Source organism: Rhodococcus sp. NPDC019647 (genome assembly GCF_044389235.1).
GTDB lineage: Bacteria > Actinomycetota > Actinomycetes > Mycobacteriales > Mycobacteriaceae > Rhodococcus_F > Rhodococcus_F oxybenzonivorans.
Map to the genome: position 1 here is coordinate 213,420 of NZ_JBIRXS010000007.1, position 14,427 is coordinate 227,846.

The 14,427-nt window shown below is 66.4% G+C and carries 14 protein-coding genes and 2 tRNA genes; 11 read left to right on the forward strand and 5 right to left on the reverse strand.

Features of this window, described 5'->3' with window-relative positions; translation table 11 throughout:
* Positions 1–5 precede the first annotated feature (5 nt).
* The 3 genes from recO to ACH49N_RS16795 are packed head-to-tail and all read left to right on the forward strand — an operon-like array spanning position 6 to position 1,994.
* Positions 6–821 carry a DNA repair protein RecO gene (gene recO, locus ACH49N_RS16785; RefSeq protein ID WP_358278204.1) on the forward strand — a complete coding sequence of 272 codons (816 nt, stop codon included), beginning with the start codon at positions 6–8 and terminating at the stop codon, positions 819–821.
* Positions 787–1,596 (forward strand): isoprenyl transferase, encoded by an 810-nt coding sequence (locus ACH49N_RS16790; protein ID WP_109329020.1) that lies wholly within the window; start codon positions 787–789, stop codon positions 1,594–1,596. The genes recO and ACH49N_RS16790 overlap by 35 nt, the downstream gene beginning before the upstream one ends.
* A complete protein-coding gene (locus ACH49N_RS16795) occupies positions 1,593–1,994 on the forward strand; it encodes a hypothetical protein (protein ID WP_109329022.1) in 402 nt (133 codons plus the stop codon). The genes ACH49N_RS16790 and ACH49N_RS16795 overlap by 4 nt, the downstream gene beginning before the upstream one ends.
* Positions 1,995–1,997: 3 nt before the next feature.
* Here ACH49N_RS16795 and ACH49N_RS16800 read toward each other — a convergent pair whose 3' ends face one another.
* Both ACH49N_RS16800 and ACH49N_RS16805 read right to left on the reverse strand, forming a co-directional pair.
* The gene (locus ACH49N_RS16800; RefSeq protein ID WP_159921487.1) at positions 1,998–2,426 is read right to left on the reverse strand and encodes a Fur family transcriptional regulator; all 429 of its coding nucleotides are present in this window, start codon (positions 2,424–2,426) and stop codon (positions 1,998–2,000) included.
* Between the two features lie 2 nt (positions 2,427–2,428).
* On the reverse strand, positions 2,429–2,773 hold the full coding sequence (locus ACH49N_RS16805) for a helix-turn-helix transcriptional regulator (protein WP_159921489.1): 345 nt from the start codon (positions 2,771–2,773) through the stop codon (positions 2,429–2,431).
* Between the two features lie 219 nt (positions 2,774–2,992).
* Here ACH49N_RS16805 and ACH49N_RS16810 point away from each other — a divergent pair, with 219 nt between their 5' ends.
* Positions 2,993–4,384, forward strand: coding sequence for a glycine--tRNA ligase (locus tag ACH49N_RS16810; RefSeq protein ID WP_109329028.1), 1,392 nt, complete (start codon positions 2,993–2,995; stop codon positions 4,382–4,384).
* Positions 4,385–4,609: 225 nt separating this feature from the next.
* Here ACH49N_RS16810 and ACH49N_RS16815 read toward each other — a convergent pair whose 3' ends face one another.
* A complete protein-coding gene (locus ACH49N_RS16815) occupies positions 4,610–6,700 on the reverse strand; it encodes a TPM domain-containing protein (protein ID WP_358278208.1) in 2,091 nt (696 codons plus the stop codon).
* Between the two features lie 69 nt (positions 6,701–6,769).
* Between ACH49N_RS16815 and ACH49N_RS16820 the strand changes: the two genes are divergently transcribed.
* The 4 genes from ACH49N_RS16820 to dnaG all read left to right on the forward strand — a co-directional run bounded on the left by ACH49N_RS16820 (position 6,770) and on the right by dnaG (position 12,000).
* Positions 6,770–7,462: a YdcF family protein gene (locus tag ACH49N_RS16820; RefSeq protein ID WP_159921493.1), complete on the forward strand. Its 693-nt coding sequence runs from the start codon at positions 6,770–6,772 to the stop codon at positions 7,460–7,462.
* Complete coding sequence (locus ACH49N_RS16825) at positions 7,462–8,736, forward strand: deoxyguanosinetriphosphate triphosphohydrolase (protein ID WP_358278228.1); 1,275 nt, start codon at positions 7,462–7,464, stop codon at positions 8,734–8,736. Before ACH49N_RS16820 ends, ACH49N_RS16825 begins: the two co-directional genes overlap by 1 nt.
* Positions 8,737–8,814: 78 nt before the next feature.
* Positions 8,815–10,020 (forward strand): lipase family protein, encoded by a 1,206-nt coding sequence (locus ACH49N_RS16830; protein ID WP_201453558.1) that lies wholly within the window; start codon positions 8,815–8,817, stop codon positions 10,018–10,020.
* 48 nt (positions 10,021–10,068) lie between these two features.
* Positions 10,069–12,000: a DNA primase gene (gene dnaG / locus ACH49N_RS16835; RefSeq protein WP_358278211.1), complete on the forward strand. Its 1,932-nt coding sequence runs from the start codon at positions 10,069–10,071 to the stop codon at positions 11,998–12,000.
* Between the two features lie 13 nt (positions 12,001–12,013).
* On the opposite strand, the gene ACH49N_RS16840 is transcribed toward dnaG, so the two are convergent.
* Positions 12,014–12,262: a hypothetical protein gene (locus tag ACH49N_RS16840; protein ID WP_109335012.1), complete on the reverse strand. Its 249-nt coding sequence runs from the start codon at positions 12,260–12,262 to the stop codon at positions 12,014–12,016.
* Positions 12,263–12,399: 137 nt separating this feature from the next.
* On the opposite strand from ACH49N_RS16840, the gene ACH49N_RS16845 reads away from it, so the two are divergent.
* Together ACH49N_RS16845 and ACH49N_RS16850 are read left to right on the forward strand one after the other, a co-directional pair.
* Positions 12,400–12,472, forward strand: a tRNA-Asn gene (locus ACH49N_RS16845).
* A gap of 126 nt (positions 12,473–12,598) precedes the next feature.
* A complete protein-coding gene (locus ACH49N_RS16850) occupies positions 12,599–13,816 on the forward strand; it encodes an AI-2E family transporter (RefSeq protein WP_358278213.1) in 1,218 nt (405 codons plus the stop codon).
* Here ACH49N_RS16850 and ACH49N_RS16855 read toward each other — a convergent pair.
* Positions 13,757–14,014: a DUF6480 family protein gene (locus ACH49N_RS16855; protein ID WP_284708058.1), complete on the reverse strand. Its 258-nt coding sequence runs from the start codon at positions 14,012–14,014 to the stop codon at positions 13,757–13,759. The two genes, ACH49N_RS16850 and ACH49N_RS16855, sit on opposite strands and share 60 nt — an antisense overlap.
* 215 nt (positions 14,015–14,229) lie before the next feature.
* Between ACH49N_RS16855 and ACH49N_RS16860 the strand changes: the two genes are divergently transcribed.
* Positions 14,230–14,303, forward strand: a tRNA-Ile gene (locus tag ACH49N_RS16860).
* The last annotated feature ends 124 nt before the right edge of the window (positions 14,304–14,427 follow it).

Here is a 14,427-nt window from a genome sequence, read left to right on the forward strand (position 1 = left end):
GACCGGTGAGGCTGTATCGAGACAATGCGGTGGTGTTGCGCCAGCACAAGCTGGGCGAGGCCGACCGTATCGTCACACTCCTCACCCGGCAGCACGGTCTGGTACGCGCGGTGGCCAAGGGGGTGCGCCGCACGAAGTCCAAGTTCGGCGCTAGGCTCGAGCCGTTCGCGCACATCGACGTGCAGTTGTATCCGGGCCGCAACCTCGACATCGTCACCCAGGTGCAAACTGTCGATGCGTTCGCCACCGACATCGTCGACGACTACTCCCGGTACACCACGGCGTGTGCGATCCTCGAAACCGCCGAGCGACTGGCCGGTGAAGAGCGCGCTCCCGCGCCGCAGCTGCACCGCCTGACGGTGGGTGCGCTGCGCGCGGTCGCCGAACACCATCGGCCGTGTGAGCTGATTCTCGATGCTTTCCTTCTGAGGGCCATGGGTTACGCAGGATGGGCACCTGCACTCGACGAGTGTGCGCGGTGCAGCGCGCCCGGACCCCACCGGGCATTCCACGTGTCCGCTGGGGGCGCGGTGTGTACCCACTGCCGCCCACCCGGTGCGGCCACCCCGTCTCCCGGGGTGCTCGCGCTGATGGACGCGCTGTTCCGTGGGAACTGGGCGGAAACGGAGAATGTGGCGGCGCCGCTGCGCAGTCAGGCCAGCGGACTCGTCGCCGCGCACCTGCAGTGGCATCTCGAACGACAGCTGCGCACCCTTCCCCTGATCGAACGGTCCCGTCCGCATCCGGCCGTCGGGCCGGAGAATTCGGTCAGGCAGGATGGGGACCGTGATTCGACGACGCGAACCTCGAACTCCGCTTGACGGTGCGGCCGAACGGCACATTCGGCCGCCCGACCCGCATCCGTCGGGGGCTCGGCCGCCGGGCCTGCAGACCGAACTGATACCTCGGCACATCGCACTGGTCATGGACGGGAACGGCCGTTGGGCGCAGGAACGGGGACTGCCGCGGACTGCCGGCCATGAACGCGGCGAAGCCGTGCTGATGGACGCGGTCTGCGGCTGTATCGAGATGGGTGTCGAATGGCTGTCGGCGTATGCCTTCTCGACGGAGAACTGGAAACGCAGTCCCGAAGAAGTCCGCTTCTTGATGGGCTTCAACCGGGACGTGATCCGCAGGCGCCGCGACGAAATGCACGAGATGGGTGTGCGCGTGCGCTGGGCGGGACGCCGACCACGGTTGTGGCGCAGCGTGATCAAGGAACTCGAGATCGCCGAGGAGTTGACGAAGCACAACACGGTGATGAACCTGACGATGTGCGTCAACTACGGTGGTCGCGCCGAGATCGCCGATGCGACGAAGGAAATCGCACGCAGGGTTGCGGCGGGACAACTCGATCCGGAGAAGATCACCGAGGCGACGGTGGCCCGGTACCTCGACGAGCCGGACATGCCGGATGTCGATCTGTTCCTGCGGCCGTCCGGTGAGCAACGAACGTCCAATTTCTTGATCTGGCAGTCCGCGTACGCGGAAATGGTCTATCAGGAGAAGCTGTTTCCCGACTTCGACCGGCGCGATTTGTGGGCGGCCTGCGTCGAATACGCCTCTCGGGACCGCAGATTCGGTGGCGTCAAGTGACGGCCGACGGAGCGCCGGCACTTCTGGCGCGCGCCGAGAATGCACTCGCTCATTTCGCCACGGTCGACAGGGCGGACGACGGCTCGCTCAGTTTCGAGTACGCCGGAGCGCTGTGCTCGATCAGTGCGATGACCCTGACCGAGGGACTGGACGTGTTGTCGATGACCTGTGTCCTCGCCTGGGATCGCCCCGTCAGTGCGTCACTGCACAAGAAGGTGGCCGAACGAAACAGCGCCCTCCAGTTCGGCTCGATCGCCGTGTTCGGACACGGCAGACTCGCCGACGTCATCCTGCGCTACACGTTCCCCGCCGCCGGCCTCGAGGACGAGGCCCTGACCACGATGCTGCTGCTGGCCCTGTCCGGGGCGGACACGGCTCGTCAGGGACTGATTCCCTGACGCTCACCGCGGCGCGTTGCAGTCCTTGCAGACGCCGAAGATCTCGATGGTGTGGCTGACGTCGGAGAATCCGTGATCGTCGGCGATCGACTGCGACCACTGTTCCACGGTGGGTCCTTCGACCTCGACGGTGTAGCCGCAACTGCGGCACACGAGGTGATGGTGGTGCCCCGACGAGCACCTGCGGTACACCGATTCACCCGTGTCCGTTCGCAGGACGTCGACCGTCCCGGCATCGGCCAGCGTCTGCAGCGTGCGGTAGACGGTGGTGAGACCGATGCCTTCTCCACGCTTGCGGAGTTCGTCGTGGAGTTCTTGTGCTGAGCGGAATTCCTCGATGTCGTCGAGGAGGGCGGAGATCGCACTGCGCTGTTTGGTGGCGCGCACTCCGACGACCACAGGTTTGCGATGCTCGGCGTTCTGGGTCGGCATTCTCATCCTTCCTCGGCGTGCGCGACGGCGTCCACGACGATGTGTGCGAGATGGTCGTCGACGAGCCGGTAGAGCACCTCGCGCCCGGTGCGTTCGCCGCGCACCACCCCGGCAGCTTTCAAGACGCGAAGGTGCTGGCTGATCAGCGGCTGGGTGACTCCCAGCGCCCCGACGAGTTCGTGCACGCAGCGCTCCGATTCGCGGAGTTGCAGCACGATGGCGATTCGGACCGGTGCAGCGAGCGCGCGCAGAATGTCACCTGCCGCAGCCAACGTCTCCTTCGACGGCACAGGCGCGGGCGGCGCGGTGTCGAACGGATGAAGATCGCCGGTATCGGTCACGCTCACAGCGGATCTCCTTCGGTATGCCGGACACGAAGCGACAGAATGGTCGGGGAGCACCTTCGGTCAGCTCGTCGCCCATCTTATTGCAAATCGATTCCATTTTGATATGCATGAATTCGCATGTCAACCAGGCGGGTGAACCGGGCGGAAACGGGCAGATAGGCTAGGAGCCGAAAACTGCACGTAAACCATGCATCTATTACCCAGATGGAGAGCACTCGAGTGGCACCGAAATCCAAAGTCGAAACCGTCGTCAACCTGGCCAAGCGTCGTGGCCTCGTCTATCCGTGCGGTGAGATCTACGGAGGCACGAAGTCGGCCTGGGATTACGGCCCCTTGGGTGTCGAACTCAAGGACAACATCAAGAAGCAGTGGTGGCGCAACATGGTCACCAGCCGCGAAGACGTCGTCGGTCTCGACTCGTCGGTGATTCTGCCGCGTGAGGTATGGGTGGCGTCCGGCCACGTCGGCGTGTTCAACGACCCGTTGGTCGAGTGTCTCAACTGCCACAAACGCCACCGTCAGGACCACCTGCAGGAGGCGTACGCGGAGAAGAAGGGTCTCGATAACCCCGACGACGTCACCATGGACGTCATTGCCTGCCCCGACTGCGGCACGGTGGGGCGTTGGACCGAGCCCCGCGACTTCAACATGATGCTCAAGACGTATCTCGGCCCGGTCGAGAGCGAAGAGGGAATGCACTACCTGCGCCCCGAGACTGCGCAGGGCATTTTCGTCAACTTCGCGAACGTGCTCACCACGTCGCGTAAGAAGCCGCCCTTCGGCATCGGCCAGATCGGTAAGAGCTTCCGTAACGAGATCACCCCCGGCAACTTCATCTTCCGCACCCGCGAGTTCGAGCAGATGGAGATGGAGTTCTTCGTCAAGCCCGGTGAGGACGAGGAGTGGCACCAGTACTGGATCGACTACCGCATGGACTGGTACACGGGCCTGGGTATCAACAAGGACAACCTGCGCCTGTACGAGCACGCCGCGGACAAGCTGTCGCACTACTCCAAGCGGACCGTGGACATCGAGTACCGGTTCCACTTCCAGGGCAGCGAGTGGGGCGAGCTCGAGGGTGTGGCCAACCGCACCGACTTCGATCTGTCGACGCACTCGACGCACTCGGGCACCGACCTCAGCTACTACGACCAGGCCAGTGGTGACCGGTACACCCCATACGTCATCGAGCCCGCTGCCGGCCTCACCCGGTCGCTGATGGCCTTCCTCGTCGACTCCTACACCGAGGACGAGGCACCCAACGCGAAGGGTGGCGTCGACAAGCGCACGGTGCTGCGACTGGACCGTCGCCTCGCGCCGGTGAAGGCCGCGGTGCTGCCGCTGTCCCGCAACGCCGATCTGACGCCCAAGGCCAAGGATCTGGCCGCGACGCTTCGTCAGAACTGGAACGTCGAGTTCGACGACGCCGGCGCCATCGGACGCCGTTACCGTCGTCAGGACGAGATCGGTACGCCGTTCTGCATCACCGTCGACTTCGACACCCTCGAGGATCATGCGGTCACCGTCCGTGAGCGTGACTCGATGGCTCAGGAGCGTGTCGCGCTCGATCAGGTGGAGGGCTACCTGGCCCAGCGCCTTCTGGGCTGCTGATCCGGAAGACGAGCAGGGTGAGCAGTTCCCCGGTTGCGGCCGATTCCCGACCGCAACCGGGGATCTGTTGTAATTGCCTCAGACGAAACGGGGGCATTGATGAGTGATGTGCTGGTATGCGGTGCGCTGCTGATCGGGAGCGCAGGTTTTCTGGGACTGGCGGTCGCCCTGTTCGGGTCGGCTGGTACCCGCTCGTGCAGCGACGTCGAGTAGGCCCTCGGAAGGTCAGAAGCGGCCGCCTCCGCTGATTCGGCCCGAACTGCGCGGACCACCGAAGGAGCCCGGTCCACCCCCGAATCCGCCACCGCCGAATCCGCCACTACCGAAACCGCCACGGGAGCCTCGGCCTCCCCAGCTGCCGCGGCCGCTGAATCCGCCCCGCATGACGCTGTCGATCAGGATTCCGCCGAGGACCGCGCCGGCGAGGTTCCCGCCGGCACCGGGTCCGGCGCCTTGATGAAGTTCCCAGTCCTGCACGTCGTTTCGGGCAGAACTCAGGGCGTCGACGGCGAGAGTCGACGCGGCCTGCGCATGCTGCAGGGCGCCGGAGACATCGGTCTCGCGGAGCTGACGCGCGGCGGCGAGATGACGCTGTGCCTCGGTGAGCCGGGTCCTGGCCTCCGCACCGATTGCACCGCGCCGGGTGCCGATGAAATCCGAGGCCGCGGTCACCTGTGACTGCGCTGCCACCAGATTCTGGTCGAGATGCTGCTGCGCGCGTTCGGTCTGTCGGCGGGATTCCTGGGCTGCTGCCAGGACGGCGTCGAGTTCGGCGTCTGCCTTGACGATCGCGGTGAAGGTGCCGAGCGGGTCGGCATCTTTCGAGGTGCGTGCCGATGCGAGCGCTGCCTGGGCTGCGCCCCGCGCCGATTCGAGCGGGGGTCCACCCTGCTCGGTGAACTGGGCGGCAGTGGCCACCCCGTTCTCGAGGTCGGTGATCGCCGCGGGCAGGGCGGCGATCGCGTGGCGAATGTTGTCGGCTGCGTGATCGACGGCGTCGAGCAACGTCCGGGCCTGCTCGAGTGCGCCCTCGGCACGGCGGATCGCCGACACGGCCGGCCCCTGCTTTCCCGGCGGCAGGGCGATGGTGTCCCGCGCCTCGCTCACTGCCTGCTCCGCGAACGCCAGCCGTTCCTGCGCCATCGTCACATTGGCCGCAATGGACGCCAGCGTCTCGGCCGGGAACTGGGTCTGCAGTGCCTCGAGCGTGCGGGTGGACTCCGGAATGCGGACGCTTGCCGCGACGATGTCGCGGGTCAGCGCGTCGAGTCGCTCTGGTGCGTTGATCAGGAGATTTCGCAGACCGTCGAATTCCTGAACCCGTTCGTCGAGTTCCCGGTCTGCCCGGCCGCAGGAGGAGCTGATGTCGATCAGCATCTCTCGCTGCTGCTGGGGAGTCTCGGGAATCGCGTCGTCGAGTCGTTGACGGACGGTGAACGCGGCGGCCAGCGCCGCCTGCGCCTTCTCGAACGCCGTGGTGAACGACGCGGTCGACTGCTCCCCGAACTCGCCCCGGGCGAGGTCGAGTTCTTCGCGGCTGGTGCGCAACGCGTTGTCCGTGTCGACCAGAATTTCTCTGGCCCGCTCGTCCAGCGTGGGCAGCGGCAGGGCGGCAAGTGCGTCGGTGTCCTCGGGGTCGATGTTCCTCGCGGCCGCGACGGCGTCCGCGGCCCGGTCGTTCTTCTTCTTGCGGGAGTACAGGACAATTCCGCCGACGCCCGCCGCCACCACGCCGCCGCCGATGAGCAGTGTGCGCACCGACATTCCGCCGCTCGCGCTCATCGCATCGCCGAGACCGCCTGCCGCGGCGATGGCGCCACCCGCCCAGTCATCCTCGCGTAGAGCGGGTTCGACGGCGTCGACCCGGATGCTCTCCGCTTCATCGGAGGTGATGTCCTCGAGGCTGTCCGAGGCGATGAGAGCGTATTCGCGGTCGACGGTGGCGACAGCCAACAGTGCGTCCCGGTCGGCGAGCGAGGAGGCCTGCGCGGTGCGATCGGCCCACGGTCCTGCGCCGAGACCGTCGAAGTCGGCGACATAGACCACCCACAACCGCACCTTGTGCTCGTCGTAGAGCTGATCGATCGCGGCCTCGACCTCGGTTCGCTGATCCTCGTCCAGCGCGCCCACGTTGTCCGTCACCTGAGTGGGTAACCGGAAGGGTGCATCGGCGGACGCGACCGCCGGTCCCCACAGGATCGTCACCACACCGAGGACGGCCGCGACCGCACCCAGGACCGAAAACCGTCGAGCGGGTGGAGCGAGGAATCGTCGGCGGGACGACGGCAACTGCTCGAGTGGCGATGCGACTGGCATGGCAGCAAATCTATCCGGTGTGGCGAGTCGTCAGCGGGACACTTCGACGGCAGCTGGCAGAATCGGGGAGTGAATACTGCACCGAGCCGTGAACGCCACGACCTGCCGCGCGCCGAGGCGCGTCTGGGTTTCGTCGGCACGTTCGCGCGGTGGACCCGCCGGGTGATCGTCGGAGTGGTCCTGATCGCCGTCGCCCTCGTGTTCGGCACGGCAGTGCGCGTGTGGCAGGTGGCGCGAATCGACGACAGCTCGAGCGCCGACGCCATCGTCGTCCTGGGAGCCGCGCAGTACTCGGGGACCCCGTCATCGGTATTCGAGGCCCGACTCGAACAGGCCTACAAGCTGTACGAACAAGGCGTGGCTCCCGAGGTCATCACCGTCGGCGGGAAGCAGGAGGGTGACGAGTACACGGAGGCGGCATCGGGTAAGAACTACCTGATCTCGCGCGGGGTCCCGGCCGACAGCATCACCGCGGTGGAGGAGGGGTCCGACACGTTGCTGAGCATCGAGGCCGTCAGCGAAACCATGGGGGAGCAGGGCATCAACTCGGCGGTCCTGGTCAGCGACCCCTGGCATTCACTGCGCACCCGCACGATGGCGCGCGACGCCGGACTCGATGCCTGGACTGCGCCCACCCGGCAGGGCCCCGCCGTCTTCACGCGCGAATCGCAGCTACACGGGATTGCGCGTGAAACCGGGGCCCTGATCTGGTACCAGCTCACTCACTTCTCCGCGGACTTCCCCTACACGGCAGGACAATGATGGCCGGATACTCGACTCCCGACGTCGCACGGCGCGTCTCCGAGCCGCCCAAACGGGCCGGTCTGCCGGGGAGCCAAATCGCCGCGGCCCAGCACCGCTCCGATTTCTCCCGGGACCGCGCCCGCGTGCAGCACTCCGCGGCGTTACGCCGGCTCGCGGACAAGACACAGGTGGTGGGACCGAGGGACGGTGACACACCCCGTACCCGGTTGACTCATTCGATCGAGGTCGCGCAGATCGGGCGGGGAATTGCGGACGGACTTGGATGTGACCCCGATCTGGTGGATCTCGCGGGGCTCGCGCACGACATCGGCCACCCGCCCTACGGACACAATGGTGAGAAGGCGCTCGACGAGGTGGCGGCGAGCTGCGGTGGTTTCGAAGGTAACGCCCAGAATCTGCGAATCCTGACCAGCCTCGAACCCAAGGTCCTCGATCCCTCGGGCGCCAGCGCCGGACTCAACCTCACGCGCGCGGCACTGGATGCGGCAATCAAGTATCCGTGGACGAGGCCTCGGCCGGGTGCCAAATTCGGGGCCTACGACGACGACGCCGAAGTGCTGATCTGGGTGCGCGAGGGCGCACCGGAGAATCGTCGGTGCCTCGAGGCGCAGGTGATGGACTGGGCCGACGACGTGGCGTATTCGGTTCACGACGTCGAGGACGGGGTGATCGCCGGGCGCATCGATCTGCGTGCCCTCGCCGACCCGGTGGAACAGCGGGCGCTGGCGGAATTGGGTGTTTCCGAGTTCCCTGGGCTGATCGTCGACGATCTCGTCGAGGCGGCGCATCGGCTCAGCCTGTTGCCTGTGGTGGTGGAGGTGGGCAGCTACGACGGAACGCTGACCAGCGCCGTCGCGTTGAAGAATCTGACCAGCGAGTTGGTCGGCCGTTTCGCCACCGCCGCAATCAGCGGCACGCGGAAGGTCAACGGGGACGAGCCGCTGGCCCGGTACGACGCGGACCTGGTGATCCCCCCGGTGGTGGCCTCCGAAGTGGCCCTTCTGAAAACCGTTGCGCTGTATTACGTGATGTCCGACTCCGGTCACAAGGCGCGTCAGGAGCGGCAGCGCGACCGCATTCACCGAGTGGCCGAATGGCTCCTGGCCACCGCTCCGGCGGGACTCGACCCCCTGCTGTTGCCGGCATGGGACAAGGCCGGCGACGATTCCGCGCGGGTCCGGGTGATCGTCGACCAGATCGCCTCGTACACCGAGAGCAGGCTCGAACGCGTCGACAAGGCCAGCCTGGGAGCGCAAGCGAGCTGGGGCTGACGAGAAACGGACCAATCCGCTTGCTCCGGTGCTACGAATACGGTGCGAGAGCGCTCACACCACCTGCAGGGAGCCCGGATGAAGTCTGTACTGCGCAAGATCATCGGCTCGACGTCCGCTGCCCTGGCGGTTGCGGTCGGCGCCGCTGTGCTTGCCGCTCCGAACGGGCACGCCGCCCCGGCGTATCCGTTCGCCGACCCCGACCCGTTCTACAACGCGCCCGCCGATGTCGGTACACGTGCCGACGGTGACGTACTGGCCGGCAGGTCCGTCGCCGCGACCGGTTTCCCGACGGCCGAGGCCTGGCAGATCCAGTACAAATCCACCAACTCGGCCGGCGTCCCGATCGCCGCCGTCACCACGGTGCTCGTGCCCCGCGGCGCTCCCGCGAACCGGCCCCTCGTCTCATACCAGCCGTTCGTCAATTCGCTCGGATTGCAGTGCGCGCCGTCGCATCAACTGTTCGTCGGCGGACTGCAGGAGACACCGGCCCTCAACGCTCTCCTCGCGCGCGGATGGGCTGTCGCGGTGCCCGATCATCTCGGGCCGTCCAGCGCATACGGTGCGGCGAAGCTGGGCGGACGGCTGGTCCTCGACGGGATCCGGGCAGCGCAGCGGCTGCCGCAGACCGGTCTGGGCGCCGGCCCGGTCGGATTGGCGGGCTACTCCGGTGGTGCCATGGCAACGAACTGGGCGGCGGCACTCGCGCCGACCTACTCGCCCGAGCTGAACATCGTGGGCGCAGCCCAGGGCGGTACGCCGGTGAACATCGGCGAATTGGCCGACCGGTTGGGCGGCGCCCCCTCGGACGCCTTCGGTCTGGGTTTTGCGGCCGCCATCGGACTCGAACGCGAGTACCCGACGCGCTCGCCCCTGGGAAACGGCCTCAACGACGAGGGTCTCGAGCTCCGCGACCGGATGAGCAACCTGTGTACCGATTCGATCCTGGCTGCCGGTGCCGGCAGGTCGCTGGCCGAACTCACCGACGGTCCGAGCATCCTCACCGATCCCTCGGGACGGTCGGTCATGGATGAGAACAGTGTGCAGCTGTACCCGGGCGTGCCGAGAACGCCGATGTACGTCTGGCACGGCAGTGCGGATCCGCTGGTGAACATCGGGCCGGTACGCGAGACCGTCGACAAGTACTGCGCGCAGGGCGCGAGGGTTCAGTTCGACGTGATCCCGGGCGCCGACCACGGCACCGCCACCGTGCTCGGCGTGGGGCCGGCGTTCAGCTACCTCGGTGACCGGTTCGCGGGGATTCCGGCGCCGTCGAACTGCTGATTCCGAGTCGGAAATTGCGGCCCCGGCGGAGCGCCTAGACTGTGAGCCGTGGCTGGCAGAATCCCTGATCGAGACGTTGCGGCCATTCGCGAGCGCACCCGCATCGAGGACATCGTGGGGGAGTACGTGTCCCTCAAGCGTGCCGGCGGTGACTCGATGAAGGGCCTGTGCCCGTTCCACGACGAGAAGTCGCCGTCGTTCCATGTTCGGCCCAATCACGGGCACTATCATTGCTTCGGCTGTGGTGAGGGCGGCGACGTCTACTCGTTCCTGCAGAAGATCGACCACATCAGTTTCGTCGAGGCTGTCGAGCAGCTGGCTGATCGCCTGAACTACTCGATCTCGTACGAGGGTGGCGGCACGTCCGTCCAACGCGACCGCGGCACTCGTGCGCGGCTGGTGGCGGCCAATGCGGCCGCCCAGGAATTTTATGCAGCGCGTCTGCAGGAACCGGACGCGCAGGCGGCCCGCGACTACCTGACGGAGCGCAACTTCGACGCGCACGCCGCGCAGCAGTTCGGTTGCGGCTACGCGCCCGACGGCTGGGACGTACTCACGAAGCATCTGCTGGGCAAGGGTTTCGACGTCAAGGAGCTCGAGGCGGCGGGGCTGTCGAAGGCCGGCCGCCGCGGTCACATCGATCGCTTCCATCGCCGCCTGCTCTGGCCGATCCGCAACCTGTCGGGCGACGTCATCGGCTTCGGTGCGCGCAAACTCTTCGATGACGACACGATGCCGGGGAAGTATGTGAACACCCCGGAAACCATGCTGTACAAGAAGTCTCAGGTGCTCTTCGGTCTGGATCTCGCCAAGCGCGACATCGCCAAAGGGCATCAGGCGGTCGTGGTCGAGGGCTACACCGATGTGATGGCGATGCACCTCGCCGGGGTGAAGACGGCCGTTGCCGCCTGCGGAACCGCGTTCGGTGAGGACCACCTCGCCATGCTGCGTCGTCTTTTGATGGACGACAGCTATTTTCGCGGCGAGATCATCTACACGTTCGACGGCGACGCAGCCGGGCAGGCCGCGGCGATGAAGGCTTTCGAAGGCGATCAGAAGATGGCCGGGCAAACCTTCGTGGCCGTCGCCCCCGATGGTATGGACCCGTGCGAACTGCGGCAGAAGTCCGGTGACGCGGCTGTCCGCGATCTGGTGGCGCGCCGGACACCGATGTTCGAATTCGTGGTCAAGTCGATCCTCACCGAGCACGACCTCGAGACCGCTGAGGGGCGTGTGGAGGCGCTGCGCCGCACGGTGCCGGTGGTGGCTCAGATCAAAGAAGCGACGCTGCGTGACAGTTACGCCGTCCAGCTGTCCGGCTGGGTGGGCTGGGACGATATCGCCGCCGTTCGTCAGCGGGTGCGCGACGAGGCGCGCAAGCGGGCGTCGACGCGGGGTTCGGTGCCTGCTCCGCCGCGCCGCAAAGCGGGCAGGGACGACAGCGATGCGCCGCAGCTTCCGGTGGGCCTGTCCCGTCCCCGGCCCAACGACCCCACGCTGTGGGCGCAGCGGGAGGCGCTGAAGAGCGCGCTGCAGCACCCGTCGATCGCCGGCACGGTGTTCGACTCACTGCCCGTCGAGACCTTCACCCATCCGGCGTACGTGATGATCCGCGAGTCGATGATCTCAGCCGGTGGAACCAGTGCCGGCCTCGGCGGCGGCGAATGGGTCGACGCCGTCAGCCGGGGAGTGGGAGACATCACAGCGGCGTCGCTCGTCTCCGAGCTCGCCGTCGAGCCGCTCCCCGTCGAAGAAGATCGAGTGCCCCGATACATTTCGGGCGTGCTCGCACGCCTGCAAGAGGTGTGGGTCGGTGAACAGGTGGCCGAGCTCAAGTCCAAGCTCCAGCGCATCTCCCCGGCCACCGAATCGGACGAATTCCACTCGCTCCTCGGCGACCTCGTCGCGTTGGAGCAGTACCGCCGCAGCCTCCTCGATCAGGCGATCGGCGACACCACCAGAGACGGGATGGTCGGCTGACCGCCTGCGGCGCTCACCGGTTCTTCAACTGCTCGTGGGGGACGAACACCGTGGTGTCCTCGTCGATCGGCTTCATCGGCTCGAGTTTGGGCTGCGTGTTCAGCGAATCGGACAGCTTCTGACGCGACACCTGCAACACCTTCTTGGTGGCCGGACTGGTGGCCACAGCCCTCGTCGCCCGGCTGATCTGTTCGTAGCGTGCACGTCCCGCCCGCGTACCCAGCACGTACCCCGCCGCGATACCGATCAACAACCGCATCATTCCCGCTTCCTCCCGGTGCACATCGACCGTCCCCATCCTGCCTGATACGTCGACAGGCAGCCGATTTGGTACTGGGGTAGGGCTATGCGCTACAGTTTCTCAGGCGTCGCCGGGAACGGCGAAGCACAGCAGAATAATCCCCTGTAGCTCAATTGGCAGAGCTTCCGACTGTTAATCGGACGGTTGCTGGTTCGAGTCCAGCCGGGGGAGCAACGAAACCCCCGCCCGGATCTTCCCGGGCGGGGGTTTCTGCTGTCCCGGGCCAATCCCGATCGGTGTGCGTGCCAGGCGAGTACATTCCCGCTGTATCGGCAGCAAACGACCGCGGGGTGTGCGATGAGCGAGGACGGCGGCCAATCGGAGCGGACCCGGTCAGCCGGAGGCATCGGTCCGCGCGACGCCCCACGCTGGCTGCGACCGGCCGTCTTCTACGTGCTCCTCGCCGTCGCCGCCTACCAGATGTCGGGCTGGCTGTTCCACAACCTGCGAGGCTTCCTGGGACTGCTGTTCCTCGCGTGGTTGTTCAGCATCACCATCGAGCCGGTCGTCGATTGGATGGCCTCTCGGGGTGTCCGCCGGGGCGCCGCCACCGGACTGGTTCTGTTCGCACTGTTCGTCGCGGCCATCGCCTTCCTGGCCCTGTTCGGAACGCTGCTCGCTCAGCAATTGGCCCAGCTGCTGAAGGCACTGCCCGGCGCGCTCTCCTCGGTCACCGAATGGTCCAATCGTGTTCTCGACACCGATTTCGCGACTGGCGACGACTTGATTCATCTCACCCCCGACACCATCCGCGACCTTGCGCAGCGTTTCACCCCAGGGGTTCTGGGCGTCTTGTCCTCGCTACTCGGCGTCGTGTTCCAGATGCTGACGCTGCTGTTGTTCGTGTTCTACATGTCGGCGCAGGGCCCCACCCTCCGCCGGACGATGTCGAGCTGGTTCCCGGCACGGCAACAGCGCGTCATCTCCACGGTCTGGGAGATCTCCGTCGAGAAGACCGGCGGATACATGGTGTCGCGACTGATCCTCGCCGCGGTGAGTGCAGTCGCCACCGGAATCTTCCTCGTGATCATCGGCGTCCCCTATTGGCTGCCGCTCGCGCTGTGGACCGGGGTCGTCTCGCAGTTCGTCCCCACCCTGGGCACATATCTCGCCATTGCCCTGCCGGCGATCATCGCGGCGGCGGCCCAGCCGATCGACGGCGTGTGGGTAGTGGTGTTCGGAACGGTCTATCAGCAAGTCGAGAACTACATCCTTCACCCGCGGATCACCTCGCGGACGGTGTCGATCCACCCTGCGGTCGCATTCGGATCGGTCATCGTCGGCGCGTCGCTGTTCGGCGCGGTCGGGGCACTGATCTCCGTTCCCGTGGTGGCGGCGATCCAAGCGCTGGTCGAAACCTACGGGCGACGTTACGAACTCGTCGCCGACGAGAGACCGATCGACCCAGGGCAGTCCGACGAAGGGCAGACCGACCAAGGACAGTCGACAGTCACCTCAGTCGAACAGCGCGAACACGCGCGCGACGAAAAAGGCCGCGATCCCCAGGACGAGTAGGCCGACCAGCACGAAAGTGAGCACCGGCAAACTGCGTCCCGGCATCGGTTGAGGATGAGACAAGCCAGAGGTCTGCCCCGCGTCGGGTGGTGTATCCCCAGCGGGAACGCCACCGCCCTCGTCGAGTGCGGGTGCATCATCCGGGTCCGGTCCTGGATTCTGAGTGCTCACCTTGCTCCCTTCACGAACCGCGATCATGTAGCGACGACGGCTGACAGCAGAGGTACCCGCGACCGAGTCATCCCACACACCGAGCGCCACGACCGGCAGCCGAAGCGGGGCGACTCGAAAGCCCAAGGCGACAAGGACGCGACGCCGCGGGACACCCGAAATTCGCGCCGCATCCCGCCTGCCACCTCACGGCGGCGGCACGGTAACATCGGCTCGCCGCAGTCCGGACATGCCGCGGCGATGGGGCGGTAGCTCAGTCGGTTAGAGCCGTGGACTCATAATCCATTGGTCGCGGGTTCGAGCCCCGCCCGCCCCACCCCTTTCACTGTGGCGCGGAATTCGTGACCGGCGCCCGGAATTCCCTGCCACAGCGATGAGCCGATCGCCTGCGTCCGAGCCGTGGTCGCGGATAGAATCGGGTTTCTGCGCTGGACCGGGGG

Coding starts and splice junctions, on each gene's coding strand:
- ACH49N_RS16850 (WP_358278213.1), top strand. CDS start 12,599: ATGAGCGAGGACGGCGGCCAATCGGAGCGGACCCGGTCAGCCGGAGGC.
- ACH49N_RS16825 (WP_358278228.1), top strand. CDS start 7,462: ATGGCCGGATACTCGACTCCCGACGTCGCACGGCGCGTCTCCGAGCCG.
- ACH49N_RS16815 (WP_358278208.1), bottom strand. CDS start 6,700: ATGCCAGTCGCATCGCCACTCGAGCAGTTGCCGTCGTCCCGCCGACGA.
- ACH49N_RS16855 (WP_284708058.1), bottom strand. CDS start 14,014: ATGATCGCGGTTCGTGAAGGGAGCAAGGTGAGCACTCAGAATCCAGGA.
- ACH49N_RS16800 (WP_159921487.1), bottom strand. CDS start 2,426: ATGCCGACCCAGAACGCCGAGCATCGCAAACCTGTGGTCGTCGGAGTG.
- ACH49N_RS16830 (WP_201453558.1), top strand. CDS start 8,815: ATGAAGTCTGTACTGCGCAAGATCATCGGCTCGACGTCCGCTGCCCTG.
- ACH49N_RS16840 (WP_109335012.1), bottom strand. CDS start 12,262: ATGATGCGGTTGTTGATCGGTATCGCGGCGGGGTACGTGCTGGGTACG.